The 13,434-nt window shown below is 57.6% G+C and carries 11 protein-coding genes; 10 read left to right on the plus strand and 1 reads right to left on the minus strand.

Annotated features, from left to right (window positions below):
• The first annotated feature begins 31 nt into the window (after positions 1-31).
• Positions 32-919 (plus strand): cytochrome c oxidase subunit 3, encoded by an 888-nt coding sequence (locus EKH80_RS15385; RefSeq protein WP_126685656.1) that lies wholly within the window; start codon positions 32-34, stop codon positions 917-919.
• 162 nt (positions 920-1,081) lie between these two features.
• On the opposite strand, the gene EKH80_RS15390 is transcribed toward EKH80_RS15385, so the two are convergent.
• Positions 1,082-1,297 carry a twin transmembrane helix small protein gene (locus tag EKH80_RS15390; RefSeq protein ID WP_126685657.1) on the minus strand — a complete coding sequence of 72 codons (216 nt, stop codon included), beginning with the start codon at positions 1,295-1,297 and terminating at the stop codon, positions 1,082-1,084.
• 59 nt (positions 1,298-1,356) lie between these two features.
• Between EKH80_RS15390 and EKH80_RS15395 the strand changes: the two genes are divergently transcribed.
• The 9 genes from EKH80_RS15395 to EKH80_RS15435 all read left to right on the plus strand — a co-directional run.
• Positions 1,357-2,082, plus strand: a complete 726-nt coding sequence (locus EKH80_RS15395) for an SURF1 family protein (RefSeq protein ID WP_126685658.1) — start codon at positions 1,357-1,359, stop codon at positions 2,080-2,082.
• Positions 2,083-2,195: 113 nt separating this feature from the next.
• On the plus strand, positions 2,196-2,765 hold the full coding sequence (locus EKH80_RS15400; RefSeq protein WP_126685659.1) for a hypothetical protein: 570 nt from the start codon (positions 2,196-2,198) through the stop codon (positions 2,763-2,765).
• Positions 2,765-3,922 carry a COX15/CtaA family protein gene (locus EKH80_RS15405; RefSeq protein WP_126685660.1) on the plus strand — a complete coding sequence of 386 codons (1,158 nt, stop codon included), beginning with the start codon at positions 2,765-2,767 and terminating at the stop codon, positions 3,920-3,922. The genes EKH80_RS15400 and EKH80_RS15405 overlap by 1 nt, the downstream gene beginning before the upstream one ends.
• The gene (gene cyoE / locus EKH80_RS15410) at positions 3,919-4,794 is read left to right on the plus strand and encodes a heme o synthase (protein ID WP_126685661.1); all 876 of its coding nucleotides are present in this window, start codon (positions 3,919-3,921) and stop codon (positions 4,792-4,794) included. Before EKH80_RS15405 ends, cyoE begins: the two co-directional genes overlap by 4 nt.
• Positions 4,795-5,021: 227 nt before the next feature.
• Positions 5,022-7,169, plus strand: a complete 2,148-nt coding sequence (locus tag EKH80_RS15415; RefSeq protein ID WP_126685662.1) for a type I secretion system permease/ATPase — start codon at positions 5,022-5,024, stop codon at positions 7,167-7,169.
• A complete protein-coding gene (locus EKH80_RS15420; RefSeq protein WP_126685663.1) occupies positions 7,166-8,602 on the plus strand; it encodes an HlyD family type I secretion periplasmic adaptor subunit in 1,437 nt (478 codons plus the stop codon). The genes EKH80_RS15415 and EKH80_RS15420 overlap by 4 nt, the downstream gene beginning before the upstream one ends.
• Positions 8,592-9,314, plus strand: a complete 723-nt coding sequence (locus EKH80_RS15425) for a hypothetical protein (RefSeq protein ID WP_126685664.1) — start codon at positions 8,592-8,594, stop codon at positions 9,312-9,314. Before EKH80_RS15420 ends, EKH80_RS15425 begins: the two co-directional genes overlap by 11 nt.
• 140 nt (positions 9,315-9,454) lie before the next feature.
• Positions 9,455-10,111, plus strand: coding sequence for a hypothetical protein (locus EKH80_RS15430; RefSeq protein WP_126685665.1), 657 nt, complete (start codon positions 9,455-9,457; stop codon positions 10,109-10,111).
• A partial coding sequence (locus EKH80_RS15435; RefSeq protein ID WP_148110426.1) for a beta strand repeat-containing protein occupies positions 10,108-13,434 on the plus strand: 3,327 nt, incomplete at its 3' end. The genes EKH80_RS15430 and EKH80_RS15435, both read left to right, overlap by 4 nt.

Below are 13,434 nucleotides of genomic sequence, written 5' to 3' on the forward strand. Positions count from 1 at the left end.
GGTCACCAGGAACATCTACGGGATACACACCATGGGTCAGCAGCACGACATCTACTACGTACCGAGCAAGAGCCAATGGCCGATCGTGGCCGCGGTGGTCATGTTCCTCACCGTGTTCGGTGCGGCGCACTGGCTCGATGCCGAACCGGGCGAAAGCGGCTTCGGCAAGACACTGCTACTGGTCGGCTTCGTCGGCATCCTCGGCATGTTCTTCGGCTGGTTCCGCTCGGTGATCCGCGAATCGATGCGCGGTTACTACAACAGCCAGGTGGACCGCTCGTTCCGCATGGGCATGATGTGGTTCATCTTCTCCGAGGTGATGTTCTTCGGCGCCTTCTTCGGTGCGCTGTTCTACGTGCGCATGTTCTCGGTGCCGTGGCTGGGAGGGGAAGGGCACGGCGTGCTGACCCATCAGTATCTGTGGAGCGAATACGCGGCATCGTGGGGCGCGGGCGGTGGCAATGGTCCTGCCCATGTTGGCGGTGCTTTCCAGACCGTTGCCCCGTGGGGCCTGCCGCTGCTCAATACGCTGATCCTGCTCAGCTCAAGTGTCACGGTGACCATCGCGCACCACGCGTTGCAGGCCGGCCATCGCGGCAAGGTGCTGGCCTTCCTGGGGTTTACCGTACTGCTGGGCGCCGGTTTCCTGTTCTGCCAGGCCCACGAATACGCCGAGGCCTACAAGGAACTCAACCTCACGCTCGGTAGCGGCGTGTACGGTTGCACCTTCTTCATGCTGACCGGCTTCCACGGCATGCACGTGACGCTGGGCACCATCATGCTGGCCATCATCTGGCTGCGTGTGCTGGCCGGCCACTTCAGCAAGGAGCATCACTTCGGCTTCGAGGCGGTGGCCTGGTACTGGCACTTCGTGGACGTGGTGTGGCTGGGCCTGTTCATGTTCGTCTACATCCTGTAGCGAACCATTGCGTAGGCTGGGATGCCAATCCCAGCTTCCGGCAGGTTGCGTGCATGGCAATGCTGGGTTTGACAACCCAGCCTACGAAAAGCCCGCCGTGAGGCGGGCTTTTGGTGCCGGAACGTCGCAGTGCGGAGCGCTGGTGGGGCCGGGCAGCTACAATTACTGGCCCACGCCGTGCGGGTGGATCCAGCCCATCCGGATGCCGACGATGACCATCGCAATCAGCAGCAGGGAAAAACTGATGCGGCGGGTAAGCGCCCAAACGGTCCGTTTGCCGCCGTCCTTGTCGGTCATCATGAAATACAGCGCCTGGCCAAGGTTGAAGATCACCACCAGGAACATGATCACCAGCGCTACTTTGTAGATGGTTTCCACGTGAGAATCCCAAGCAGGCTCGACACCGCCAGTATAGCCACGCAGCATGAGGTTGCCGCGTGAGCGTGATGCGCCGCCCGGCCTGGTGGTCGCTGTTGCTGACGCTGGCCGGAGTGCTTGTTTTCGTGCGTCTTGGCGTGTGGCAGCTGCACCGCGCGGACGCCAAGGATAAGCTTCTGCGACGGTATGCCGCGGCGGCGGGCGCGCCGGTCGAGGCGTTCGATGCGGTGGCCGATCAGCCCCCCTTGGATGCGTATCCGCGTGTGCGCGTGCAGGGGCGCTACCTGGCTGGTCGCCTGTATCTGCTCGACAATCCCAAGCACGACAGCATGGGCGGCGTGGAGGTGTACGCACCGTTCCAACCGGTCGGCCAAGGCAAGAGCTTGCTGGTGGACCTGGGCTTTTTACCGGGCAACGGCACCGACAAGGCGCCTGAGTTGCCGCCGTTGTCCAACGAGCTGCAAACCTTGCAAGGCGTCTATCAGCCATCGCCCGGTAAGGGGCTGGAATTGGGCGGCAATGCGCTCGCGCAGCAGAAGCAGTGGCCGAAAACCTCGGTGTACCTGGATCTCGATCAGGTCGCGGCCGATTTGCAGGCGAAGCTTTATCCGCACGTATTAGTGCTGGATGCCGACCCTTCGGCGATCTACGTGCGAGTGCATACGCTTGATCTTTCCTCGATGCCGCCCGCGCGGCATCGTGCGTATGCGTTTCAGTGGTTCACGTTTGCGCTGGCTGCGGTGGTGATTTTTCTATGGCTGCACCGCAAGCACAGGGTTGGTTGAGCGAATGCTAGCCATGCCTTTATGCCTGCACTCTCCTCTCAGCCGTCATTCCCGCGAAAGCGCCTCCGCTTTCGCGGGAATGACGGCTGGACAAATTGAGGCCTTCCGGGAACATGATTACCCCAACTTCCCCCAGCAAGCGCACCAGCCGCTTGAAATTCCTGCTGGTCATCCTGGTGTTCGCTGCGCCGTTCGTCGCAGCCGCCTTGCTCAATCTCAGTGGCTGGCAGCCAAGCGGCAAAGCCTATGGTGAGCCCATTGTCCCGCAGCGCAATTTCGAGCAGGAACACGTGCAGTTGCGCCTGGTGGACGGGAAAACCTGGGCGTGGCGCGACGCCGAGCCGCACATGACGCTGATCGCGATGGCGGGTCCAAATTGCGCCGCTCGCTGCATCGATACGCTCACCAAGATGGCTGCCGCGCGGATCACGCTCAACAACAACATGGCGCGCCTGCGTCTGTTGTACGTAGGGCAGCCGCCGGCAGATGCCGCCGCCAACGGCATGCGCAATTACTGGGCCATGGCTTCGGATGTGGCCGACAGTCTCGCCGCGTACCGCCCGAACACCCCGGACAGCGTGAGCGCCTTGCTGGTGGAGTCCGACGGCACGGCCCTGGCGCGGTATCCTGTCGGTTTCGATCCGAGCGGCCTGCGCAAGGATCTGCAGAAGGTAATTCGTTGATGGCGCTGCGCACCCGCAAAATCATCCCGTATCTCGCCGTGCTTGCGGCGGTATTCGCTTTCGGCCTGGTGATGTTCGGCGCTTTCGTCCGGCTCTCCAACGCGGGCTTGTCCTGCCCGGATTGGCCCACCTGCTACGGCAAGGCCTCATGGCCGCACCACGAGCAGGCCGTCGCCGCGGCCAATCTGGCGTTTCCCGATCGCCCGTATGAAGCGACCAAGGCCTGGCGTGAACAAGTGCATCGCATGCTGGCCGGCACCCTGGGCGTATTGGTGATGTTGCTTGCACTGCTGGCGGCGCGGCGCGATCGACTGGTGATGCTCGCCATTGTTCTGAGCGCCGTATTCGCGGCCGTGGGTGTCACCTTGTACTTGCATGGCGAGCGCACGTGGTCGTCGGGCCTGGCGTCGTTGGCGATCTTGCTGCCGACTGCGGGCGCGTTCTGGCTGAGTGAACGTGACTCATCGAAAATGAGCGTGCTGGCGCTGGGCGTGATCATCTTCCAGGCCATGCTCGGCATGTGGACGGTGACCCTTCTGCTCAAGCCGATCGTGGTGATGGGGCACCTGCTCGGCGGCATGACCACGTTCGGCTTGCTGGCCTATGCGGCTTTGCGCTGCAACGGATTCGGTTCGCCAGACAATCGCCATGCGTCACTGCGCACCGCAGTGACGTTTGGCATCGTGTTGCTCGCCTGCCAGATCGCACTGGGCGGCTGGACCTCGGCCAACTATGCGGCGCTGGCTTGCGGGACGGATTTTCCGACCTGCCTGGGACAGTGGGCCCCCCCGACCGATTTTCACCAAGGCTTTGTGCTGTCGCGCGAGATCGGTGTGAATTACGAAGGCGGCGTGCTCGACATGGCGGCGCGCAGCGCGATCCAGATTGCGCACCGGATTGGCGCGCTGGTGGTGTTCGGCTATCTGACGTGGCTTGCGTATCGTCTGCTGCGCGGCGGGTTCCGCTTCGGTGGCTTGGCGGTCGCAGTAGTGCTGGTCGTGCAGGTATTGCTGGGTATCAGCAACGTGCAATTCGGTTTGCCGCTGCCGGTCGCCACTTTGCATAACGGTGGTGCTGCCTTGTTGCTGTTCACGCTGCTGGCGAATTACACGCGTTTGCGGTCCTGGCATGCGGATGAAGCGGGGTCGTTGGCATGATGCTGGTGCGCGAATATCTGCAGCTCACCAAGCCGCGCGTCGTTGCGCTGCTGGTGTTCTGCGCGGTCATCGGCATGTTCCTCGCCGTGCCCGGCATTCCGCCTTGGCGCGCACTGGTGCTCGGCACGCTCGGTATCTGGTTGGCTTCGGGTTCCGCCGCCGCGTTCAATCACCTGATCGACGAACGCATCGACAAGCTGATGGCGCGCACCGCCCGTCGTCCTCTCGCCACCGGCAAGCTCAACGCACGGCAGGTGTTAGTGTTCGCCACCGTACTCGGCGTGGTGTCGATGGTGGTGCTGGCAGCGTGGGTGAACGTGCTTACCGCCTTGCTGACCTTCGCCGGCCTGATCGGCTACGCGCTGGTGTACACCGCCTATCTCAAGCGCGCCACGCCGCAGAACATTGTGATCGGCGGCCTGGCCGGCGCCATTCCACCGGTGTTGGGTTGGACGGCCGTCACCGGCCAGTTGCATCCCTTTCCGTTGCAGTTGTGCCTGATCATTTTTGTCTGGACACCGCCGCACTTCTGGGCGCTGGCGATCTTCCGCCGCGAAGACTATGCCCGCGCGCAGATTCCCATGCTGCCTGTCACCCACGGAGTGCGTTACACGCGCTGGCAGATCCTGCTCTACACCATTCTGCTGGCGCTGGTGAGCCTGCTGCCTTCGATCACCGGCCACAGCGGCCTGATCTATTTCGGCGGCGCGCTGGTGCTGGGTGCCGGGTTTCTCTATTACGCGATCCGCCTGATGAACCCGCCGGACGAATACTTTGCGATGCGGGTGTTCAAGTATTCCGTCATCTATTTGATGGCTCTTTTTGCCTTTTTGCTGGCCGATCATTGGCTGCTCCCCTTTCGCCCGTGGTGAGCCATTCCAGTTTGCAGCGGATCTGGCTTTGTTCCCTTCCTGGGACGATTTTTGACAGCTTCGCGACGGTTTATCGAAAGTTCTTGCTGAATAGATAGGGCCATTGACGACAAACTGTGATCTGTTCGAGCATTTAGCGACAGGGAGCGCATTGCACGCCTTTGCCAATCGCTAGGGATAGCGTCGTGCCTCTTGGACAACTTAGGCACGTCAATTAGGAATGCAGCATGACGGTGGGGGATGCGTGCGTTGATGCACAAGCGGCCGATGGCGCGGATACCGGTCTGGAATGCCTGGTCATCATCGCCCGCTTGCACGGCATTGCGGTCGACCCGGCGCAGATAAGGCACGAATTTGCCGAGCCGGGGCGGCCTTTCGACGCCGGAATGATTCGCTTCGCCGCGAATAAGCTTGGGCTGAAAGCCAGACTGGTTGGCGCCGAATTCTCGCGCATCAGCCATCTGGCCTTGCCTGCCTTGGCCGTGGGTACTGACGGTGCGATGTATGTCATTGCCCGTGTCAACGATAAAAAAGTCCTGATCCAGGACCCTAGCCATGGCACGCCGCAGCTGCTGTCGCACGAAGAAGCGGCAGCAAGATGGTCAGGCAACGTCATGCTGTTCACCTCGCGTGCGTCGATCGCCGGCGAGCTGGCCAAGTTCGATTTCAGCTGGTTCATTCCCGCCGTCGTCAAATACCGCAAGTTGCTGGGTGAAATTCTTGTCGTATCGCTCTTCCTGCAGCTGATCGGCCTGGCGACGCCGCTGTTCTTCCAGGTGGTGATGGACAAGGTATTGGTTCATCACGGCCTGACCACCCTGGACGTGATTGCGATAGGCTTGCTGTTTTGCACGATCTTCGAATCCTTGCTCAGCGGTTTGCGCACGTACGTATTTGCACATACGACGAGTCGCATCGACGTCGAGCCGGGCGCACGGCTGTTTCGCCATCTTCTCTCGTTGCCGTTAGCTTACTTCCGCTCCCGCCGAGTCGGTGATTCGGTGGCGCGCGTGCGCGAACTGGAGAACATTCGCAGCTTCCTGACCGGCAATGCCATCACCCTGGTGATGGACGTGCTGTTTTCATTCGTCTTCATAGGCGTAATGCTGTTCTACAGTGGCTGGCTGACACTGGTGGTCGTCGCCTCGCTACCCGTTTATGCGTTGCTCTCAGTCTCCTTGACGCCGGCTCTGCGGGCGCGCTTGCGGGAAAAATTCAATCGCGGTGCGGACAACCAATCCTTCCTGGTCGAAACGCTCAGCGGCATCGACACGGTCAAGGCAATGGCCGTTGAACCGCAGATCATGCGGCGCTGGGACAACCAGCTGGCAGGTTACGTGGAAGCCGGCTTTCGGACTGTCGCCTTGGGCACGCTCGCAAGAGAAGGCGTCAATTTCGTCGGCAAACTGATCACCGTGGCGACTATCTGGATCGGTGCGCGTCTGGTCATTGGAGGCGACCTGACAGTCGGCCAGCTCATCGCCTTCAATATGCTGGCCGGCCGGGTCGGGCAGCCGATCATGCGCATTGCCCAGCTGTGGACGGATTTCCAGCAGACCGGCATCTCGATGCAGCGACTGGGCGACATCCTCAATGCGCCCAGCGAAGTACACAGCGGCAGCCGCAGCGCCATGCCGCGATTGAATGGGAGGATCGAGCTGGACACGGTCAGCTTCCGCTACCGGCCGGATGCACCCGAAGTACTGCAAGGCGTGAACCTGAAGATCGAGCCGGGCGAAGTCATCGGCATCGTGGGGCGTTCCGGCTCAGGCAAGAGCACACTGACCAAGCTGATCCAGCGCTTGTACGTGCCCGAACGAGGCCGTGTGCTGGTCGATGGCATGGATCTGGCCATGGTCGATGTCTCCTCGCTGCGTCGCCAGATCGGCGTGGTGCTGCAGGAAAACATCCTGTTCAACCGCAGCATTCGCGAGAATATCGCCTTGACCGACCCCGGAGCACCGCTGGAGGCGGTGATAAGGGCGGCCACCTTGGCGGGCGCACACGACTTCATCCTCGAACTGCCCGAGGGCTACGACACCCTGGTAGGCGAACACGGCTCCACCCTCTCAGGCGGACAGCGCCAGCGCATTGCCATCGCCCGCGCCCTGATGAATAACCCGCGCATCCTAATCTTCGATGAAGCCACAAGTGCCCTCGATTACGAATCGGAGCGCATCATTCAGACCAACATGCGGGCCATATGCCAGGGGCGGACCGTGATCATCATCGCGCATCGCTTGTCGGCCGTACGGGATGCAAATCGCATCATCGTGATGGAGCGCGGCGGCATCGTGGAAGAAGGTAGCCACGCCGAACTGCTGCAAAAGCAGGCTGGTCACTATGCGCGCTTGCACCGGTTGCAGCAGACATGAGCACGCTACCTATGCGATGGCGCGCCACGCGCGATTTGATTAGCCGCTACGCAAGGGTGTTCCAGGTTGCCTGGGGCATGCGTGCCGCGCTCGATCCACCGATGCGCTTGCGTCACGAGAACGAATTCCAGCCGGCCGCCTTAGCGCTGCGCGATACGCCCATTCACCCGGCGCCCCGTTGGGGCATGGGGTTGATCGTGGGATTGCTGACCCTGGCCGTGGCCTGGGCAAGTTTGGGCAAGGTGGATGTGGTGGTCAGCGCAGAAGGAAAGATTGCTCCGCACGGGGACGTGAAAACCATTCAGCCGGAAAGCACCGCGGTCGTGACCGCAATTCACGTCGCTGATGGCCAAAACGTCAAAAGGGGCGAGGTGCTGATCGACCTGGATGCGACCGACGCCACCAGCAACGCCAGCCAGGCCGAATCCCAATTGACTGCGGCAAGCAACGAGGCGGCACGCGGCCGCGCGTTGCTTGAGGCCATTGATAAGAGCCAGGCGCCTACGCTGACGGCATCATCGATTCCTGCCGCGTCCGATCTCGTCACGCAGCGGCAGGTATTGGCCGGCGAGTACGCCGACTATCTCGGCACCATCCACGAAATGGATGCGGACATCGCTCAAGCCACCGCCATGCTGAAAGAAATCGCGGCAGAAATCGCCAAGCTGCAAGGCACCTTGCCGATCGAAGAAACCAAGGAGCGCGACTACGCCAAGCTCGTGGTGCCGGGTTATGTGGGGCGCCACGATTACTACAACGAACAGCAGGCGGTGATCCAGCAGAAGCAGGATTTGGCTGCACAAAAGGCCAAGCTCATCGAAACCCAGGCCACGCTCGACGCAGCAAGACGCAAACGCGATGCTTACATCGCACAAACCCGCCGCACCTGGCTGGAGAAGATCCAGGATGACGAAACCAAGGCTGCAACGGCTGCCAGCGATTTTGCCAAAGCGCGCAATCACACGCGCCTAATGCATTTGGTGGCGCCGGTGGACGGCACAGTGCAGCAGCTAGCCGTGCACACCATTGGTGGTGTGGTTAGTCCCGCGCAAACGCTAATGACCGTGGTGCCGGTCGAGCGCCAGCTATTGGTCGAAGCCACTATCGACAATCAAGATATCGGATTTATCAGGGCCGGGCAGCCGGCCGAAGTGAAAGTCGAAGCCTTTCCCTATACGCGCTACGGCGTCCTGCACGGCACGGTGGTGCAGGTGTCCAATGATGCCAGGCAGGATGAAGCGGACGGGAAGAAATGGGTCTTTACGGCTCAGGTCGAGTTGCCCCCGGACGGCATGGTGATTGAGAGGAAGCAGGTGCATCTGACGCCGGGGATGGAGGTGACAGCGGGGATCAAGACGGGGAGACGGCGGATCGCCAGCTACCTTCTCAGTCCACTGATCCAGCACATAAACGAAAGTTTGCATGAACGTTAACGCACATAACGATAGCCACAGCGCGCGTTTTAATCAGGAAAAAGGATTAGGCGAAATGAATGTGGCGAATATATTCAAGAACACGATGATCGTTACGTTCTTAGCGGTATCTGGGTGGCAGTCAAAAATTCAAGCGCAAGGTACCCCTCCCGTTGCGCCTGCGTCAGCAAGCAGCGCTCTTTCCGCCTCCACCGGGACTAAGGCGTGGAGTGGCCAAAGCCTCTGGCAAGGCTTTCTAGAGCTTGCAGCCAAGCCTAACGCTAACATTACTTTAGGCGATCTTAAGAAGGCGTTCCCAAAGGAGAAGATTTCGCAGACTCTGCCAGGTACCTACAAAATATCAGATGTGTTGAGTTATAGCGTCTCGGTACCGCCGAGGTTGCACCAGCTATATCCTGGAAGAAAGATGATATATATCGCGATTTATTTTAAAGAAGCCGATTCGGCAACCTGTCCGGATAAAGAAAAACTGGTTGACGATCTGGAAAAGGTGGGTTGGCATTTATATAGCGACTTGCCAGCAAGGATTGAAGGAGGTGTTGATGGCATTCAACTCCACCTTCCTTCAGAAGCCAATTTTAACAAAGGGGGTCAGGGACTATTGGACCTTACCTACATCAATGGCTGTCCAAGCCAGATTTTTCTACAAGCCGATAAAGTTAGGTTCGAACAAATACCCGCCGTGCGCACTGCAAAGGAGAATGCTCAATGACAAATCCAACCCTTAATCAAGCCATAGTGCAAAATTTGGCTCCGTTAAATAAGGGGCTGAGCCTGGCTCCGCTTTAAATATGTAATGTATATGACGACAACCACGAGATTCGATTTGATCGGCGAAATGGGGATAATTAAATGAAAGCGATAATTAGGTGCAGGAATTCAATAATCGCCGCACTTGCAGTTGCAGTCGTAGGGCAGTCGATCGTTCAAGCACAAAGTGCTTCTCCCGACACGCTGATATCGGCAAACGCAGCTACTGATGTTTCGAGAGACTCCTCGGCTCTTGCCGACAAGCGGAGTTGGCAAAGCTTTCTAAAGCTTGCAGGCCAACCGAATGCCGTGGTGACTCTTGAAGACATCAAACGGTCGTTCCATGGGAGGATCGTTCCAACAACTATGACAGGGCGTTATGAGATACCAGGTGTCTTGTTGTACTTCGTATACGTCCCGGAACGATTGCACGAGTTATTTCCCGATCGAAAGCAAATGCACGTTGAGGTTCATTTTCACGATAAAGATTCGCACACTTGCCTAACCAAAGAGGAAATGTTGGGAGATTTAAACAAGGCGCAGTGGAAATTATTCACCAGTATTCCTGCATCTGTTCAGCCAGGCCTTGATGGTGGTCCATTAGTCCACTATCCCCCTCAAACTATTTTCTTAAAGGGGGATCAAGGGGTGCTTTCGATTGCTTACGTAGACGGCTGTCCGGAAAATGCTTCGATGGAGGCAAACAAAATTTACTTTGACATGCTTACCAACAAAAAGACATCGGAGATTGGTCGATGACAAATTCTAGCCTTAATCAAAGTGTGCTTCAGATAATTCAGCAAGGCCTCGATATTTCGGGAAATAGTCAGGCTAATCAGGCATATAACGACCTGATATCTTACATTGATAATGATCCAGCGCTCATTGCACAGCTAAATAATGATGTGGGGGCGAATCTCGTAAAGTCCTTCGCATGGAGTTCACAGGCGGGATCGGGTGCCTATTTTGATTCGAGCAACGGTTCGCTTAATATTAACATCAACCAGCTCTTGCAGCAGGCTGCTTACGCGGTTGGGTCTTACAATGAAGCTTTTGTGGTTGCGCATGAACTCGGTCATTCGGAATTTCAAGTATCAAATCCGACCGGGATTACTCCAGGGCAAGCAAATAACAGTTTTTGGAGTAGCGTCAATCAGACTATAAATTCGGGGGCTCAAGATTTTACTTCTGCTATCCAGGCAATACAGGCTAATAGCAATTACAATGAATCATACGCGCAAATCCAGGGGTTTAATGCTGAGCTCAGTGAGTATTATGCTGCCCACAGCATTGTCAATCCGACGGCCTCAGATGCTTCAAATGCTTACAAGGCGCTCGCAGGTATGTCTGGCTATTCAAGCTACTTTCTGCAGAGCGATGGAACTCTTCGATCGGGGTTGACGTCGAATAATGACGGGAGTCTAGCAGAGACACTGTCAAACATGGGGTCGGAGGGCGACTATTACTATCTCAAGCCAAGTAACCTCGGCATATTTGAGGATAAGGATTACACAAATTATTATGGGACTGGTGAGCTTGGAGCTATTATTGATGGCTATTTGGGTAATTCAAGCTCTTATAAAGTAAGCGGTTCGCAAATTACAGTTACGCCGACAGCGCAAATCAATTTTGGCGATGCTTCATTGTCCAATTCAGGAACGGGGTCATTTAATAGAGGTTTTGATCCTAACCAATTGGCGCAAGATTTGGGATCTTCGCTGATCCCATTGCCCAATGGCGCGACGTCAGTTTCTTTTACAGTGAAGGACACATCTACAGGCACCAGCTATGTTTATACGTGGAATAATGGAGTGTCGTCCGTGGCCACGACTGTGTCGGGATCGACCCCGCTTGTATTCATTGGCCAAACAGGCAAAGACCCAAATTTAGATTTGCAGACGACTACCTCCAATTCGGTCGTTACCATTGCAGCAGGCTATGGTGGCGAGGTTGATGGCAGCAATAACACCGACATTCTTGGCAATGGCTCTTCGCTCGTTACATCATCGGGTAGCACCAATAACACCGTGACCTGTGGTAGCAGCATTGCCACCATCAATGGAGCAAGCGCCGAAAAGTGCTTGATCCCCCAGACTGGCAGCCCTCAGTTGACTGTGGATGGCTCAGGCCTTACCGGCAACCTCCAGGGCAATGTGGTGCTTACGGAGTCTGGAGATACTTTCAGCGCGGGGTCGAATGCCAATATCAATATGGCCTCGGGCGATGTTATCAATGTAGGAACTGGTACATCAGGTGTACAACTGACATGCGGCAACGCAACGGAAACCGTCGGTGGTGGTGCAACTGGAGCCGGCTCGGTTCAATGCACCATTACCAATGGGTCCGGGGCCTTTAGCTATAGCGGCAGCGCTCTCAGCATAACCCCAACGGGCTCGGGTCAGTCGATAAGTCTGTCGGGAACGGGCTACGACGTCACCTCTACAGGTAACAACGTTAGTCTGTTGGGAGCCGGCAGTAGCGCCACGGTAAATGGTGTTAATGCTATCGCCATGCAAGGCCCGAATCAGTCCCTGAACTTGGGCACAAGCGGCAGCACTGTCAACACCAACACGGGCGACACCGGCGAAGCACTCAGCGGCTCCGGTTTTACCTTAAACGGCACGGCAGGCCAGTTCACCGGCACAGCGATGGGCTCCAATGACATTTTCAATCTGTCTGCCAACAGCAATTCCAGCCTCACCTGCAGCGGCACCAGCAATTCGATTTTTTCGGCAGGGAATAACCTGAGTCTGCTTGGTGCAAATAGCAGCGCCGCGGTGACAGGTGTCAATACCGTGAATATGTCCGGCACTAATCAGTCGCTGACCTTGGATACGAATGGCGGCACGGTCGACACGAGTGCAGGCGATACAGGCGAGACACTCAATGGCTCCGGCTTCACCTTGAATGCGACGGGCCTGTTCTCGGGCAGCACCAGCGGTACGGGTGACACATTCAACCTGGCGACGAATAGCGGCTCGACACTGAGCATAGCTGGTACGAGCGATGTCGCCAATTCAATAGGCAACACGATCCAATTGAACGGGGCTAGCAGCGCTGCCACCGTAGCCGGCGCTGACACAGTAGACCTGGAAGCTAACGGCCAAACGCTGACATTGAGTTCCAGCGGCGACACGGTCAATGCACTGAGCGGCGATACCTATGAAGTCGTTGATGGTTCCGGCGCACAAGTCAATGCCGGCACAGGTGTCTTCACGTTCAATGGAAACAACGACACGATTTCAGACACCGGCGCGAACAGCACGATGAATGTGACCGGCACGGGGGACACCTTCGGCATGTCGTCCGGGACGATCTATGGCTCGAACAACGACTTGTTCACGGTGAATGGTTCGGGCAACACGATCGAGAACGGCACGGCCAGCGTCACGAACGTCACCGGAAGCAACAACACGGTTTCGTACGATGGTGCGAACAGTACGGTGAACGTGATCGGCACGGGGGATACCCTCGACATGTCGTCCGAAACGGTCTATGGCTCGAACAACGACCTGTTCACGGTGAATGGTTCGGGCAACACGATCGAGAACGGCACGGCGAGCGTCACGAACGTCACCGGAAGCAACAACACGGTTTCGTACGATGGTGCGAACAGCACGGTGAACGTGATCGGCACGGGAGATGCCCTCGACATGTCCTCCGGAACGGTCTATGGCTCGAACAACGACCTGTTCACGGTGAATGGTTCGGGCAACACGATCGAGAACGGCACGGCGAGCGTCACGAACGTCACCGGAAGCAACAACACGGTTTCGTACGATGGTGCGAACAGCACGGTGAACGTGATCGGCACGGGGGATACCCTCGACATGTCGTCCGAAACGGTCTATGGCTCGAACAACGACCTGTTCACGGTGAATGGTTCGGGCAACACGATCGAGAACGGCACGGCGAGCGTCACGAACGTCACCGGAAGCAACAACACGGTTTCGTACGATGGTGCGAACAGCACGGTGAACGTGATTGGCACGGGGGATACCCTCGACATGTCGTCCGAAACGGTCTATGGCTCGAACAACGACCTGTTCACGGTGAATGGTTCGGGCAACACGATCGAGAAC

It is taken from the genome of Dyella choica (genome assembly GCF_003977665.1).
GTDB lineage: Bacteria > Pseudomonadota > Gammaproteobacteria > Xanthomonadales > Rhodanobacteraceae > Dyella_B > Dyella_B choica.